This is a genomic window from Aquabacter cavernae (assembly GCF_003993795.1).
GTDB lineage: Bacteria > Pseudomonadota > Alphaproteobacteria > Rhizobiales > Xanthobacteraceae > Aquabacter > Aquabacter cavernae.
The window spans coordinates 1,217,067-1,234,288 of record NZ_RWKV01000008.1; the positions used below are offsets into that span (position 1 = coordinate 1,217,067).

Annotated in this window: 4 protein-coding genes; 1 reads left to right on the forward strand and 3 read right to left on the reverse strand. The window is 67.9% G+C overall.

Annotation, left to right across the window (positions count from 1 at the left end; all coding sequences use genetic code 11):
* Window positions 1-84: 84 nt before the first annotated feature.
* On the reverse strand, window positions 85-2,907 hold the full coding sequence (locus EJJ38_RS10335) for a DUF4114 domain-containing protein (protein ID WP_127089981.1): 2,823 nt from the start codon (window positions 2,905-2,907) through the stop codon (window positions 85-87).
* A 69-nt stretch (window positions 2,908-2,976) separates the two neighbouring features.
* Window positions 2,977-9,216, reverse strand: a complete 6,240-nt coding sequence (locus EJJ38_RS10340) for an autotransporter outer membrane beta-barrel domain-containing protein (RefSeq protein ID WP_127089982.1) — start codon at window positions 9,214-9,216, stop codon at window positions 2,977-2,979.
* 642 nt (window positions 9,217-9,858) lie between these two features.
* On the opposite strand from EJJ38_RS10340, the gene EJJ38_RS10345 reads away from it, so the two are divergent.
* Entirely contained in the window at window positions 9,859-10,482 is a 624-nt protein-coding gene (locus EJJ38_RS10345) for a helix-turn-helix transcriptional regulator (RefSeq protein ID WP_127089983.1), read from the forward strand.
* 83 nt (window positions 10,483-10,565) lie between these two features.
* Here EJJ38_RS10345 and EJJ38_RS10350 read toward each other — a convergent pair whose 3' ends face one another.
* Window positions 10,566-17,048, reverse strand: a complete 6,483-nt coding sequence (locus EJJ38_RS10350; RefSeq protein ID WP_127089984.1) for an autotransporter outer membrane beta-barrel domain-containing protein — start codon at window positions 17,046-17,048, stop codon at window positions 10,566-10,568.
* Window positions 17,049-17,222: the final 174 nt, after the last annotated feature.

Consider the following 17,222-nt stretch of genomic DNA (forward strand, 5'->3'; position numbering starts at 1 on the left):
ACCGGCCTCACCCCTTCGCGCACAAAAAAGCGGGCGCGTCTCACGCGCCCGCCGCTTCACCTGCCCCGCCGGGATCGCGGAACGTCAGACCAGCCAGCCGCTGCCCGAGGCGCTGGTGAAGTCGAGCTGCACCACAAGGTCGTTATAGTCCAGGTCGCCGCCGCCATAGAGGTCTTCCCAGCCCCAGGTGTTGAGGCCGTAATTCCACAGATGGCCCACCGACTGGCCGTTCACCTGTTCGTTCGCCTGGGCGAAGGCATAGAAGGTGTTCGTCCCGTTGGTGATCTTCATGGCCACGAGGTCGCCCATGTCCACGCCGGTGATCATGGTCTGGCTGTAGGCGCCATAGCCCGCGCCGTCGATCCAGATCTCTCCGTCCGACGACACATAGGCCCGCCCCGTGGACGCCGCCTCATAGCCCGCCTCGCCCGGGGCGATGCCGTTGACGGTGCCGGCGGCGTCATCCACCGCATAGAACAGCACGGAGATGTCGTTCACGCCGTTCTGGCGCATGCGCACCACCACGTCCTGGTCGTCCGCGCCGCCCGCCGTCGCGGCGAGGGCCACGGCACGGGCCACCTGAACGGCGCTGTCCTGCGTGCCGTTCACGAAGTCCATGAAGCCAAAAGGGTTGGTGAAGGTGCTCTGGGGCTGATAGGTGCCCCCCTCGCCCAGCGTGATGCCGACGGCGACGTCCATGGCCACGTTGGACTGGTAGACCGAGCCGTGGCCGTAGCTATCGAACATGGTGACCAGATCGGCGGAGAAGTCCGCCTGGAGGCTCTGCTGGGCGAACTGGTTCGACCAAGCATAGGCCCCCGACTGCACCCCGGAGAAGCTGACGCTGCCGCCGCCGATGGAGAGCGACCAATCGAGGTCCGAGCTGAAGATGGGCTGGAACAGGAGGCTCTGGTTGGTCGCGCTGGTCCAGCCCGCGCTGGAATCCCCTTCCAGCAGGTTGGTGTCGAGATCGGTCCACTGGGTGTGGCCGATGGTGGTCAGGCTGCGGGCCAGGAGCGTCAGGTTGGGACTGCCGAGGCCGGTGGCGAGGTCGTAGCCCGGGCCCGTCTCATAGCCATAGCCCGTGGGGGTAATGGTGATGGGATCGCCGTCCCGGTCGAAGGTGGAATAGGGGCCACCCTCGTAATAGGTGGAGAAGATGCTGCCATAGGTCACGTCGTTGAACGCGCCGGGCGTGATCGCCGCCACCTGATAGAGCAGGTCGTTGTAATAGCCGAGCTGGGGCAGGCCCTGGTCCTGGAAGATGGCGTTGAGCTGCGCCGACACGGTCGCCCAGAAGGGCGAGGAGGCGCTGGTTCCGCCGCCCGGCGCATAGCCGGTCATGTCGGCATTCGGCACCAGGAAGGACAGGTTGCCGCCCGAGACCGCCGACACGTCCGGCGCGCCGCGCCCGGTCTGCGGGTCCGGGCCGTCCGTGGTGGGCGTGAGGCCGAAGGCCGTCTGGTACCAGGGCGTGGGACGCGAGATGTCCACGCCGCCGGAGCCCGCCTGGTTGACCGCATAGTCGGGGCCGACCAGACCCGTCACGCGGTATTGGTTCCAGACCGTCTCGATGACCAGATCATTGCCTTCCGCGTCCACGTCCATGAGGCCGCCCGCGACGAGACGCCAGATGACGCCGAGATCGCCCGCCTCAATATCGGTCACCACGTCCGCCAGGGTGGCATCGGAGGGAATGACGTTCGCCGTGCTGGCGGACGTGCCGCCCACCTGGATGACGTAGGACGAGCTGATATTGGGATCGATGTTCGGCAGGCCGTTGGCAAGCTCGTCGCCCGAGCCGCCGTCACCCAGCGCGTTGTAGACGGTCATGTTGCGCAGGACCGCGTCGATCATCAATTGCTCGTAGGCCGCGTGGAACGGCGAGCCGGCGGCCGACTTCACCACCTCGGCGAAGGACGAGGCGATGATGTCCGGATTGTTGATCAGGTCCCAGATGGCGAGCTGGAACGAAATGAACGTGCCCTCGCCGGCATAGATGCCGATGCGGCTGTTGGGCGCACCGGCAGCGATGATGCCCACGTCCATGGACCGCTCGACGGCGGCATCGGAGTCATAGGGCCCCATGGGGCCGACGGTGTAAAAGTCCGCCGGCGTGGTGATGCCCAGCGACGTGCGGTAGGCATCCAGGGCCTGCTGGAAGGTCCGCGTCGCATCGGCCGGCATGCGATCGCCGATGTCCGGCTCGATCAGCGCGATGGTGCCGGTGGAGATGCTGCCCGCCGGAACGGGGAAATTGTACATTTCCTGGACCTGCGCCGGGCTCAGGACCGTTTCCGGCCAGGGCAGCGTGGTCGAATTGCCTATGCTCTGAGCTCCCTCCGGCAGCGTGACGCTGACGTCGCCTGCGAGGTTCTGGACCGCCGGAATGGCGCCGGCCAAGACCCAGAGACCCTCCACGTTCCAGGCGTCGGGCACCGAGAGCGAGCCGTTCCAATAGACGAGCTGCTGCTCGGGCGTCGGGCCGGCCGTCATCAGCGGCGTGCCGAACAGAGCCTGGAACTGCGCGGAATCCACCGACACCCAGATGGTGCGGGACTCGGCGGAGGTGACGAAGCCAAAGGAGCCTGCCGCATCGCCGATGACCGGGATGCCCATGGCCTCGATCTGAGCCCTGATGGTGTTGAACTCGGTCTGGTCCGCGCCGAACGTGCTCCAGAGCGTGCCATCGTCATTGTATTGCGCGATCGCCTTCTGCCGGTCCGCCCAGCTCATGTTCAGCAGATCGGTGGGATCGTTCGCGCGGCCAAGGGTGATGGCCACCTGCGTCGTCCCACCCACGCTGATCATGGATGACGGAATGTCGTAGGCTTCCTGGACGGTGGTCGCAGTGGTCGTGTTGTAGCTCGTGTGATCAAGGAAAGTGGAATTCGCCAAAACAGCCATTTTCAAATCCCCCCGTTCTGAAAAACAAACAACGGAACACTCAAGAGGAGCCGGAGTCGAGCCCGTCCCTCAGAACTGCACAGCGAAACGCGCACTCAACTCCTGCGACAAATAATTGTCGCCGATATCCGCCTTGTACTCGGCCCGCACCTCGTAGCCGCGCTGGTCGAACAGCTGGAGCCCGGCGGAGAGGTTCACGAGCGTGCCCGGAATGGTGGTCTGCGTGGTGAAGGCGGCGATGGCGTCGCTCGCTTCCACAAAAGTAACGTCGATGGACATGCTGTCCTTCGCGAAGAAGGTCATGCCCACGGAGGCATAGGGACGCAGCCACAGCTCCGGCGACAAATCCACCCGGCCGCCCAGCTCCAGATTGGGGCTCACCGCGAAATTCACCTGCGCGGCGGAGGAGAAATCCAGGGTGGGGCCGGTGCCGTTCTCCCGATAGCCGGGCATGTAGGTGTAGAGCACATCGAAGTCCACATAGGGCCGCAGATACCAGGCGGCGTGGGCGAACTCGTAGCTGGCGCGGAACCGGCCGGCACTGGTCATGACATTGGCCGTGCCCTGCGAGGTGAAGGCCGCGTCGCCCGCATCTACGATGCGGTCCGTCTCGTAATTGCCGTAGCCCAGATGGCCCGACAGGGAGAACAGCCAGGGGCCGACCTGATGCTTCAGCGACAGCGCGGCATCGAAGCTGTTGCCCTCGGTGCGGGAGGCGCCATCCGCCCCGTTCAGCCAGGATTGGGAGAAGCCCGCCGTGGCGCCCAAGAACCAGTTGTCGATCACTTCCCGCTGGGCACCGATGCGATAGGTCACCGCGCTCTGGTCATAGCCGGAGATGGACGCCGTGCTGGTTTGCTGGGTCCAGGTGCCGATGATGCGCGCCCAGGCGCAATCCGTCTCCTGCATGAGCGTGCCGGAGCCCTCGAAGACCGGGCAGCTCAGGGAGGCGTGCATGGAAGTGCGGGCATTGAGCGTCTGGGACGTGAGGCTGCTGGAGGATTCGTCCGGCACCATGGAGTCGATGCCCTCCATATATTCCTCCGCGCTGCCCAAGCCCGCGAAGGCGCCGAACAGATCGGCGAAGTCGGGATCCACCGCGCCCGAGCGCCAGACATCCTGCAGGTAGCGCATCACCGAGCGCTCGGAATCGGTGGTGCCCACCCCGCGCACCGGCTCGAACCGCGCGTCGGGCGTCAGGTCCAGGTTGGAACCGTTGCGCTGCACGGACCAGACGAAGGGCGCGCCGACCGCGCCAGCCGCCGCCATGCCGCCCCCAAGGGTTCCGGTGGCGGTGAGGATGCGGAACGTCTCCGGCCGCAGCCCGCCTTCCACATTCACATCCACCCGGCCGGACAGGACGGCATTGCCCTGGATGGCGAGGAGATCGCTCTTGGGCGCGCCCGCCGACGGCGTCGAGGTCACGTCCACCGCCAGGACGCCGCCCCTGCCCTGCTGGAACGATGCCGCCCGCACCGTGGTGGTGCCGATGGAGCCCTGGCCCGCCAGCGCGAACACGCCGTCATTGGCGAAGGTCCCGGCCTTGCCCACGTCCACGAGGCCGCCTGCATTGCTCTGGTAGAAGCCCTTATTGGTGAAGGCGTTCACCTCGCCCCGGTCGGCATAGCCGTCCACGAGGTTCACGGAGCCGAAGAGCCGGCCGTAATTGGTCACCTGCTCGCTGCCGAACGTGCCCTGAATGGCAGTGCCCGACAGGGCGCTGACCACGGCATCCTTCGACAGCGTGATGATGTTGGCATTCGCCCCGGACAGGTCCGCCTTGCCGCCGTCCACACGGATCGCCGCGCCGCTGCCGGAGCCGCCCAGGAGCCTGCCGTCGCTCTCGACGGTGATGACCCCGCCCTTGCGCGTGGGATCGAGCGCGCCCTGCGTGTCCTGCACGCCGCTCTGGGCCAGGATGGCATAGGCCCCCTCGCCCGTGGCGAACACGTCGCCGCGCAGCGCGATGGAGATGTCGCCGCCCGCGCCCGCCACCGTGGTGCGGGACTTTCCGCCCGTGGGGGCGATGAAGGCCGTGCCGTTCACGTCGGTCAGCATGCCGCCGCCGCCGCCGAGGCTCTGGGCGAAGATGCCGTGGGCCCTGGTGCCCGACGTGGAGATGGTCACCGTTTCAGCGGCGGATGCCGTCGCATCCATGCCGATGGTGATGGCCCCGCCATTGCCGCTGGCCTTGTCGTCCACCACCAGCGGCGAGCCGACGGAGCCCACGGTGTTGATCACACCGACCCCGCCATATCCGCCGCCGCCGCCCACCGACTGGGCGAAGACCGCCGTGGCGTAGTCGCCATGGGTGGTGATGTCCGCGCGGCCTGAGAAGGTCACCGCCACGGCGCCGCCATTGCCCGCCACCCCGCCCTTGCCGCCCAGCTGGACGGCATAATTGATCACGCCCGCGCTGCTGGCATCGCCGCCGAGGCCGCCGCCGCCGCCCACCGACTGGGCGAAGATGCCGAAGGCGCCCGCGCCCTGGGTCTCGATGGCACCCGAATGGGCCACGGTGACCGATCCGCCATTGCCCCCGCCCACGCCGCTGCCGCCCAGCGCGAAGCCGATGCCCGGCGCGATGAGGGCCGAGGGGCTGTCCTGCACCTTGCCGCCGTCCATGACCCCGGCTGCGGTAAGGATGGCATAGAGCGCGTCCAGCGCTTCCTTCTCGTCGCTGGTCTCCGCAAGCGTGCCCGCCGCGCCGGGATCGGCCCGGGTGAGCAGCACGGCGCCGCCGCCGCCGCCCACGCTCTGCGCCACCACCGCATGGGCCTCGCGGCCCTCGGTGGTGATGGTGCCGGTATTGGTCACCGTCACCGTGCCGCCCGCGGAGCTTTTGCCCCCGCTGCCGCCCAGCTTCACGTCGCCGGAGAAGCTCACCGTATTGGCGCTGGTGGCCGCCGCCCCCACGCCGCCGCCGCCGCCGACCGACTGGGCGAACAGGCCGATGGCCCCCGCGCCGCTGGTGGCGATGCTGCCGTCATTGGTAACGGTGACGGCGCCACCCGCGCCGCCGTCACCGCCCATCCCCCCCACGGAAAGGTTGAGGTTCCACATATTGTCGCCGGTCGCGGTGGCCGAGCCCGCGACACCGCCGCCGCCGCCGATGGACTGGGCGAAGACGCCCCAGCTGCTGGCCCCCAGCGTCACGATGGAACCGGAATTCTCGACGCTCACAACGCCGCCCGCACCGCCCTTGCCGCCGGTGCCGCCCACGATCTGGTTGACCGTGATGGCGAGGAACTCTTCCTTCTTCTTGGTGGAGACCAGGGAATACTGGCTCTTCACCGTGTCCTTGAAGGATTTGAGCAGCGACTTGATCTGCATGTTCAGCGCGGACTGAATGATGAATTCCGCCGCCGACTTGTCGTTGTTGATCAGCGCCTTGAGGCCCTTCAGGACCTCCTTGGCGTAGGTCATCTTCTCCTGGGTCGGCCCCTTGGGGTCGAACACCGTATAATTGGCCGTCGGGCCCTTCTTGTCGGGATCGCCCAAGAGCTTGGAGAGCACGTCATTGGACTTCAGGAAAGTGTCGGTGAACTTGAACACATAGTCCGACCCCACCTTCACGGCGGACGGATCACCGGCCGATTTGGAGACGCTCTTTTCCTTGGTGGCCAGCGCCCCGCCGGAGCCGCCGCCGCCGCCCACGGACTGCGCGAACACCGCCACGGCGCCCGCGCCCTCGGTCTCGACCAGACCGGAATTGGTCACGCTGACCTTGCCGCCCGCGCCGCCGTCGCCGCCGCTGCCGCCCACATTGAGATTGGCGCTGGAGGTGCCGCCCTTGCCGCCGGAAAGGAAGCCCTCGCCGCGCCCGCCGCCGCCGCCCACGCTCTGGGCGAAGATGCCCTTGGAATTGTCGCCGGTGGTGAGCAGCGCGCCGCTATTGGTCACATCAACCACACCGCCCGCGCCGCCCTTCCCGCCCCAGCCGCCGATCCGGTACTGGATGGTGAAGGAATCGGCGAGCGGCAGCGCCCCGTTCACGATGGTGGCCGCGCCTTCCTTGACGGAGCCGAACCCGGCCGGAACCCAGGCGGCATTGCTGGAGGACTTGTCCTTCCAGGAGAGGCCCGCAGCAGCCGAGGCATCGGCCGTGCCGCCATCGCCGCCGCCGCCGCCATTGCTCTGGGCGACGATGGCGTGGGCGAAGTTGCCCTGCGTCTCCACGATGCCGCCGGTCAGCAGGCCCTTGGACGAGATCGTGCCCACATTCTTCACGGTGACCGCGCCGCCGGAGCCCCCGCCCCCGCCGGAGCCGCCGACGCCGATATTCACAGCCACATTGGCGTAGAGGCTCAGCAGGTCGGCCACCGTGTCCGCCGCCCCGCCCGAGCCGCCGCCGCCGCCCACGCTCATGGCCTCGATGCCGCTGCCCTTGCGGCCCAGCGTCGTGACGCTTTCGGAATTGGTGACGGTGACCGTGCCGCCCGCGCCCCCCTCGCCCCCAGCGCCGCCCACGGCGAAACTGAGCGCCACGGCGGGCAGGTCCGGCGGGCCCACGGTCAGCGAATAGGCGCTGGCATTGCCCGCATTGCCGCCGCCGCCGCCGATGCTCTTGGCCTGGATGCCCAGCGCCTCCACGCCTTCCGTGGAGATGGCGGAGGTGTTGGTGACGTCCACGGTGCCGCCCGCGCCGCCCTTTCCGCCCGCGCCGCCCACGGCCACGGTGAGCGAGAGAACGGCGCTCGCGGTCTTCGCCGAGGCGGTGCCGCCCGTGCCGCCGCCGCCGCCCACGCTGAGCGCGACGATGCCGGACGCCTTGTCGCCCTCGGTCTGGATGACCGGGACCGCGCCCACGCGGAAATCGGGATCATTCGGCAGATCGGGAGCGGCCAGGATGGTGACGGACCCGCCGTCGCCCCCGCCGCCGCCATTGCCACCCAAAGCGATGCCGATGCCGAAGGAATAGATGTCGGCATTCGCGCCGGACCCGCCGCCGCCGCCGATGGACTGGGCGAGGATGCCGTAGGCTTCGATGCCCTTTGTATAGATGCTGCCGCCGGTGGAGACGGTGACGCCGCCGCCCGTGCCGCCCGACCCGCCATCGCCGCCGCCCGCGAGGAAGCTGCCCCGGCCGCCCGTGCCGCCGCCCGTGGAGGCCGCGGCCGCCAGGATGGGCCCGGTCTGGAACGCATCGAGCGCGTTGCCGCCGCCCACGCTCTGGGCGACGATGCCGCTCGCGCCCATGCCCGCCGTGGAGATGAGCCCGTAATGGGTGACGGAGACCGTGCCGCCCGCCGAGGCCGCGCCGCCCGTGCCCCCGCCCCAGAAGCCGTCGCCGCCCTTGCCGCCCGTGCCGCCCACGGACTGGGCCACGAGGCCGAAACTGTAGTCGCCCTTGGTGTGGATGCTGCCCCACTGGGTGGCGGTGACCGTGCCGCCGAGCCCGCCCTGGCCGCCCGGCTGGCCGCCCGCCTCGCCCTGGAAGCCGCCCGCGCCGCCGATGCTCTGGAGCAGCACAGCCGGGGAGTTGGCGCCATCGACGACGATCTGGCCGCGATTGACGAAGGAGACCGTGCCGCCCGCCCCGCCATCAGTCACGTAAGGCAGGGAATAGAAGGTGCCGAAGCCGCGCTCCGAGCCGCGCCCGCCGAGCGATTCCAGGATCACGCCCGGCGCATTTGCGCCCTTTGTGGAAACCAGCGTGCCGGCCGAAATCGTGGTGGAGACGGTGCCGCCCACCCCGCCCAGCTGGCCCGCCTTGTTCTCCTGCGCGATGCCGCCCCCGCCGGAGCGCCCACCCTGCGAGCGGGCCCAGATGGCGGCGAAATTCGCGCCTTCCGTGACTGCGTCGGCATTCAGCGTGAGGGAGACCGCGCCGCCCGCGCCGCCGCCGCCCACATTCTTCTGGGCGAAGCCGCCATTGCCGCCGGTGGAATAGAGGCGGATGAGGGACGCGGCCGATGTCAGGCTGGCCTTGCCCCGCAGGGCACCATTCTGGACGAGGCTGATGGCGCCGCCCTGCCCGCCTTTGGATCCCGGCTCCCACGAGAGCCCATAGGAATCGCCCGCCCCGCCCGCTCCGCCGGTGGACAGCAGTTCCACCGCAGGCCCGCGCGCCGGAGAGGTGGCGGTGGTGAAGGTGTTGGAGAGGATGACGATGCTGCCCGCATTGCCGCCGGCGGTGGAGGTGACATTTGCGCCGATCAGCTTGGCATGGGCATTGCGGCCCTGCGTCCCCGTGGCCTCGCGCCGCGCCACACTCTCGGCAGCCGCCGGCGTACCCGCGGCGCAAACGATGCCCGCCACCAGCGACGCCACGCTCGCCCCCGACAAGAAGGCCCGCCGCAAACGCATGCCGTTTCCCCGCAATCCGACATCACCCGCCGCAATGAACGGATATTATGATACCTCTATATCCAGTACATTCAGCAACAATCGGGGAAACGTCTAGCATGGCGAGAGCAGGAATAAAGCAAGATAATTATTTCACATTCTTACATCGTCGTTTTTGAAAGCACAGAAAAATGAATACGCAGGATTGATACAAGTAAAATCCGCCGAAATGTGACGACTTTGATTCATGTGGAGAAATGTGGAGGACATCACCCCCTGAATACAACCCGACCTGGATCGCTTGATCCGCTGCAACAGAGTGCCCCGCCGCCGATCCGCCGCAGAAGCACATTTTCGGAACAGCTTACCCAAAGTCGGTCTTTTCGAGATCAACGGCGCGCCGTCGCTTTATTACGCAGCGAAATCGCGCATAAGCTGCACTTCGAGAGGCCATGGTCCGGCGGTTACAAGCAGCCCGCCTGCACCAGATAAGGGCGATGCTCCGACACTGCCTTTCTTCGTGTTTCACGCTTTAGCTCAAGATCATCTCAACGGCCCGACCGCGGGAAGCGCCTGCAATTTTTGCAGCAAGGGCAAAAGTCGTCATTCAACGAAACCGCCCGAGACTTTACACTGGTACGGATCGCTTCACCCGGTACGGCTATGCATTCCGATTTTCCCCGCCACCTGAAGACATGGCGCCGACTGAACGGAATCAAACAGGCAGCCCTGGCGGAAATGCTGGGCGTGTCGCAGGCGGCCATTTCCTTCTGGGAATCGGGCCGCGACACCCCCGCCCCCGGCAGCATGAAGCGGCTGAAGGCCCTGATGGCGCATACGGCCCGGGACGAGGTGCGCGTGGAGCGGCTCTTCGTGCAGCGTCAGGCCGGCGTGCGGGCGCTGTTCGACCTGGACGGCATCCGTTTCATCGCGGCCTCACAGGGCTTCCAGTCCCTCTGGCCGGAAACCTCCGCCTTTGAAGGCCGCTTCATGGCCGATGCCCTGGCCAACGAGGCGCGGGCGCTCATCTTCGGCCCGGATCTGCGCCCCTCCGTACTTGCCGGAAACCTCGCATTGGCGAGCGGTGTCAGCGAGCGCATGACGGACCTGCAGACCGACGAAGCCATCCGGTTCCGGTGGCACATCTGCTTCCGCCGCTATGGCCCCCGCACCCTCGTGGACGTGGTTTACGAGCCGTGCGCGCCCGACCTCTCCACCGGCATCACCGATCTGGTCTATCTGGATGCAGGCACCTCCGCGCCCTCTATCCCCGAACGGAGCGACTGACCGGACGCGGCGTTGAAACCTGAATGAAGGGCGCGCGCGCCCCACAGGAAAACGCGCGCGCCTCCATGCGGGACGCCCCAAACCTAGAAGCGGCTGCTGAAGCGCAGGCTGAGTTCCTGGTTGAGGAACTCGTCCGCCACCTGCGCCTTGTATTCGCCCCGCAGCTCATACTTGTCGTGGGCCATGAACTGCACGCCCGCCCCGAGATCCAGCAGGACCTGCGGGAGTTCAGACGACGAGGTAAAGCCGAAGCCCGCCTCGTTGCCCACCGCCACCCAGACATTCGTGTCCAGGCTGCTCTCGCTGAGGAAGATGCCGCCCACCGTGCCGAACACCCGCAGCCAGCTCTTCTCGTCCAGTTCGATGCGCGCACCCAATTCCACGGCTGGCCCCAAGGCGAGGCCCCACTGGCGCATGGGATCGGCCCGCAGCATCAGCCCACCGCCCTCGAAGTCATAGGCGCTCATGTTCGTATAGAGGATGTCCAGGTCCACATAGGGGCGCAGATACCAGGTCTCGAACGCCATCTCATACGCCGCCCGCAGGCGGAGGCCGCCGGTCCAGACGCTGTTGTCGTCGGTCATGCTCCAGGCATTGTTCCCGAAATAGAACATGTTGGTGGAGTCATACTTCCCATAGCCGCCATGCAGCGTGCCCGCGAACAGCCAGGGGCCGAGCTGATATTTCAGCGCCACGGACACATCCCCGCCTGTGCCGGACGTGGCGGACAGGCCGTCCGAGGCATTGAGCGTGCTGGTGGTGAATGCCGCGCTCCCGCCCAGGAACAGGTCAGGCATGATCTCCCACTGGCCGCCCATGCGGTAGCTGACGCCGCTCTGGGTGAAGCCCTCGCTTCCTGCGCCCTCCCCGAGGGTCATGCGGTTGGCGGTCACGCGCGACCAGACGCACTGGGTCTCCTGAATGAGGGTGCCGCTTCCCTCGAAGGACGGGCAGCTCATGGCCGCGCCCAGAGATCCGCGCGCCGCGAGCGTCTGGATCGCCGCGGGCTGGCCCTGCGCCTCGCTCACCCCATAGCTGTCCACCATCATGCGGTAGGCGGCCTGGGACGGTGCGTTGGCCATGCCCGCGAAGGTGCTCGACGCCCCCGCATTCCCGGTATTCCAGGCGGTCTGCAGGCTGTTGAGAAAGTTGACCTGCGTGCGGGAGAGGTTGGACCCGGCGCTCGCCACGAACGTGGCGGAGGGGGTGATGGTCACCGTCTTGTCGGAGGTGGTGGCGGTCCAGGAGATGGGGCTGCCGGAAGCCGCCTCCACCGTCGCGGCCTTGGTGGTCGAGAGGGACGAGGCTGTGACGACCGTGAAGGTCCCCGGCAGGAGGCTATCGACGGCCTGCGGCTTGATGGCGACGCCGTTGAGCTTCACGTCACCCGCCACCAGCACGTCGCTGAGGGCTGCGCCCGCGGCGGGCGTGCTGACATCCACGAGGAGCGATCCGCCCAGCGTGGTGGTGCCGTTGCTGATCGTCAGCGCGCCGATGATGCCCGTCCCGGCAATATTGACCGAGCCCGCATTGGTGAACGTCCCCGCCCCGCCGTCACCGGACAGGCGGATGCTGCCGTTCACGTTGGAAATATAGGTGCCGCTGCTGGTGTTCTGGAAGGAATTGCTCTCGGTCGTATTGCCCACGGCGAGGTCGATATCGCCGGTTATCTGGCCACTGTTGCTGAGTTGGTCGATGCCGAACGACGACCGCACGGCCGTGCCCGAAAGCGCGCTGAGGGAGCCACCGGAGACCGTGATGTCATTGGTCTTGCCGCCGTCAACGCCGATGGCCGCGCCGGTGCCTGAGCCGCCGGACACAATGCCCTTGGTGGTGATGTCGATCGATCCGCCCTTCACCGTCGGGTCGAGGCTGCCGTCCAGGGTCTGGCGGCCGCTTTGGGCGAAGATCGCGTAGGCGTCCGCACCGTATGTGGTGATATCGCCGTTGAAGCTGATGTCCACCCACTGCCCCGTTCCCGAGGCGCTGCTGCGAGAGCTGAGGTTCGCGAGGTTGCTCACCGCCGTGTCCAGCGTGGTGGTCCCGCTGCCCAGCAGGCGGGCATAATTCTGCAGCGATGCGGGGATCTGGTCCATGCTGGCGTCCAGCGTGCTGGAGCCTCCCGCGCTCGCGACCAGTGCGGTCAGCGTGCCGGACAATTGCGTGAGCGCCGTCTGTGCCCGCGTATCCGTGCCGAAGGGCGTCGCCACGAGGCCGCCACCACCGCCCACAGATTGCGCGAAGATGCCGTGGGCCCGGGCGCCATAGGTGGTGATCGCGGCCGTCAGCCCGGAATCATTCGTGACGGACGAGATGGAAATCCGGCCGCCGTCGCCGGAGGAGGTGCCGTGAATGCTGCCGATCACGGGAACCGTTTCGCCGGCAAGAACCGAGGCGCCGCCATAGCCGCCGCCGCCACCCACGGACTGGGCGACAATGCCCATGGCATTTGCCCCATAGGTGGTGATGCTGGAGCCATCGCCGAGAAACAGGTCCAGCTCCGCGCCTTTGCCTGAACCGCCGCCATAGGCGAGCACATAGGGGTTCTCGCCCGCGCTGCCGGGAGAATTGACGAAGCCACCGCCGCCGCCCACGGACTGGGCGAAAATGCCGAACGCCGCCTCGCCGTGGGTGGTGATGGTGCCGAGGGTTTGCTTGCCGCTATAGGCGTTTTCCCGGATGTAATTGTAGACGAGCACTTCACCGCCATAGCCCGAAACACCGCTCGCGCCACCGAGAACCGTCGTGGCCCCGGCCAGAGCCGGGCCATCGGCGGAGCCGGACAGGGTGATCACCGGCAGGTCCTCGATCCCCGCGGACTTGAGGAGTGCCAGCAGGGTCGCGACAGAGACCGTCTCGTCGCTCTGCGTGCCGCTCGTGCCGGCCGTGCTGCGATAGGGCGTCGTGAGGAAGATGCCGCCGCCGCCGCCGACGCTCTGGGCCACCACGCCGTGCGCCTCGCTGCCGAACGTGGTCACGGGGGCATAGTTCGTCAGGGTGACAGTCCCGCCGTTCCCGCCGGTGCCGCTTATGCCACCGATGCTCTGATTGAGGCTCGCGGAGAGGGAGAGCGTCTTCAGGTCCGCGCCATAGGTGATGGTTTGCGCGCTCAACCCGCTGCCGCCGAGGCCGCCGCCGCCGCCGATGGACTGGCCGAGAATGCCGTAGGATGTCCGCCCGTAGGTGGTGACTTCAGCGGAATTGGTGATGGTCACCTTACCGCCGCTCGCCCCGCCGCCGCCGTTACCGCCCAGGGCATTGTTGAAATTGAGCGTGGAGGAGCCGGCCCCGTAGGCGCCGCCGCCCTGGCCGCCGCCGCCGCCCACCGACTGGCCAAAAATGCCGTGGGCCACGTCGCCCCATGTGCCGATCGTGCCGGTATTGATGACGGTGACATCCGAACCCGTGATGCCGTCGCCGCCGTTTCCGCCCACGGACACCGTGATCGCGACGGTGGGGGTGGGCAGCTTGCCCTGAGCAAGGTTGGAGAGGGTGCTGAGACTGGTCTTGAAGGTCCTCAGATCCGCCAGGAAGTCCGACAGCTCATAGGCGGCATTCAGCTCGGGATAGGCATCCGCATCCTGGATGTCGGCGATGAACTGGTCGAGCGCGGCCTTTGTGTCCGTATTGCCGGTGGAGGCGGCCCATGCCTCGTAATTCCCGATGCCCACCGCCTTCTTGAGGGCGGCCCACAGTTCGGCGACGGAATCGGGCGTGTCCGAGGTGTTGGAACTCAGGCTGCCGCCCCGGCCGCCGCCGCCGCCCACGGACTGCGCGAAGATGCCGTGCGCGCCATCGCCCATGGTGGTGATGGTGCCCGCCTGGGTGACGGAGACCCGCCCGGCGGCCCCTCCTGAAGCCCCAGAACCGCCTACGGACAGGCTGTAGGAGAAGGTGCCGGACGCAGAGACGATGTTGTCGCCGCCCGAGCCGCCGCCGCCGCCCACGGACTGCGCCAGGATGCCTTCCGCCCCCGCGCCATAGGTGGTGATGGCAGAGCCTGCCGTGGTGACGACGTTGACCGTCCCGCCGCTGCCCCCATCGCCGCCGCTGCCGCCGACGGATTTCGTGATTGAGACGGAATCACCCAGCGGCAGGAATTTGACCAGCTCATTCGCCACGTCGTTGAAGGACAGCCCCTGGGCCGCCGAGACCGTGGCGGCGCCGCCATTGCCGCCGCCGCCGCCCACGGACTGCGCGAGCACACCGGCCGCGCCCGTGCCGAGGGTGACGACCGTCCCCTCCTGCTGCACCTTCACCCCATTTCCCGCACCACCGGAACCGCCGCTGCCGCCCACGCTGGCGCTGATGACGATGCTCCGCTGGAAGCTGATGGCATCGGCGGTGGCCGTGGCGGAACCGCCGTCGCCGCCGCCGCCGCCCACGGACTGGGCCTGCAGGCCGAAGGCCGTGTTGCCCCAGGTCTGGACCGTGCCGGTATTGGTGAGGCTGACAGAGCCACCCGCCCCGCCGGACCCACCCGAGCCGCCGATGGAATCGCTCATGCTGAAGGCGCCGGAATCGGGGGCGGAGACGGACAGGCTGTAGGCCACCGCATTGCCGGACGTACCGCCGCCGCCGCCCACGGACTGGGCCAGGATGCCCGTGCCGCCGACCCCATAGGTGCGGATCTGCGCGGCGTTGGAGAGCGTGACCGATCCGCCCGCGCCGCCCGTGCCGCCGGACCCGCCGGTGGCCATGGCGAAGCTGATGGAGGGCGGCGAGCCGCCCTCCGGATTATAGAGCGGCAGCGCGATGGCGAGGGCATTGCTGTCGCCGCCGGTTCCGCCGCCGCCGCCCACACTGAGGGCGTTGAGGCCCATGGCGGTGTCGCCGAACGTGGTGATGGAGGTGGCATTGTCCACGGTGACGCTGCCGCCCTTGCCGCCGTCGCCGCCCGCCCCGCCGGTGGACACGGACACGGAGAGGACGACGCCAACGGAGCCCGCGCTCGCGTATCCGCCCTGCCCGCCCGTGCCGCCCACCGATTGGGCGATCACACCCGTGGCCTCGCTGCCGAAGGTGGAGAGGTCGCCGCCCGTGCCGTTGAAGGTGACATCCGCCGCATCGCCGCCCGAGCCGCCGTCGCCGCCCAGTGCCACCGCGAGAAACGCACCCGACGTGATGTTCGCGCCGCCTGTGCCGCCGCCGCCGCCGATGCTCTGGAGCAGGATGCCGTAGGCCTGATCCCCCATGGTGAGGACGGACCCGCTATTGTTCACCGTGACATTGCCGCCGGCGCCGCCGGAGCCGCCCGTTCCGCCGCTGCCGAACAGGCCGCCTTTGCCGCCATCGCCGCCGCCGCTGGTATGGACCACCGTCTCCGACACGCTGAACGCATCGATGGCATTGCCGCCGCCCACGCTCTGCACGACGATGGCGCTCGCCCCCGTGCCCTGCGTGGTGATGGCGCCGGAATGGGTGATCTCCACCACGCCGCCGGTTCCGGCGGCACCGCCGTCGCCCCCGTCGAAGAAGGTGGAATTGCCGCCCTTGCCGCCGACCCCGCCCACCGACTGGGCGACGAGGCCGAAGCTGTAATCGCCGGCCGTGGTGATGGAGCCGGTATTGGTCCCGCTCACCACCCCGCCCCAGCCGCCGGCCTGCCCGGCCTGGCCGACGCCGAACGCATTGCCGCTGGAACCGCCGCCCGCGCCACCCACGCTTTGCAGGACAAGGCCGGAGGAATTGCTTCCGGTGCTGGTCAAGATGCCGTCATTGGAGACGGTGACGGTGCCGCCATTGCCGCCCACGGATCCGTAATAGGACCCGCCCAGGGTCGCGCCGGCCGTTCCCCCGAGGCCGCCCTCGGACGAGGCGATCACGACCGGGGCCATGGCTCCCGCTGTGGAGACAAGAGCCTGCGCGCCGATGGTGGCGGTGATGGCCCCGGCATTTCCGCCGTGGTCCCCGGTGATGCCGTCCTCGTCCGTTCCACCCGTGGACGCGCCGCGGGAATAGTTTGCCTCGCCGCCCTGGGAGAGCATGTAGATGGCGGGCGAATTCTTGCCCGTGGCCGTGACCGAGGAGGTCAGGTCCAGCGTCACCGCCCCGCCTTCGCCGCCCTTGCCGAAGCGGCCGAAGCCGTATCCGCCATTGCCGCCGATGGAATAGAGGTAAACCAGGGGTGTGACGGAGGTCTGGTCCGAGCCGCCGGACACCGCGCCGCTCAATGTCAGCGAAATCGCACCGCCGTCGCCGCCCTGGGCGCCGGCAACGGTGCTGAAGGCATAAGCGCCGTTGCCGCCCCTGCCGCCCACCGAGCCGAGCTGGATGGCGGTGCCGGCTGCGCCCAGCACGTCATAGTCGATGGTGTCGGAAACCGGGTCTCCGGGCAGGCCGGGGGTCGCGAGCGTTGTGATGATGATGTAGGACGCGCCGTTCTCACCGTTCGCTCCCACGCTCACGGTGCAGACCGTCGCATTGCAGGTGGTGTTGTCCGCGCGCGCGGCGCCCGCCTGGAGAAGGACTGCGACGCTGACCCCGCACAGAAGCGCCTGGGCCCGGTTGCCGATCCGCTTGCGTGTCAGCGGACGATTTTCGTTTACGCGCGCACCGACTTCCATTTACTGACGCCCCCGACAGAATACTGAACTTTCGTTCCGATGAATTCGGTAGAAACATTCAATATATTTCCGAGCACACCAATATATGTTATAAAATATTAGGCTCAGATGAGCTTTTAACATAGCACTGACCTCGCCGGGCGGCCGACGCCGGCGCGATCACCAACGGAAGGT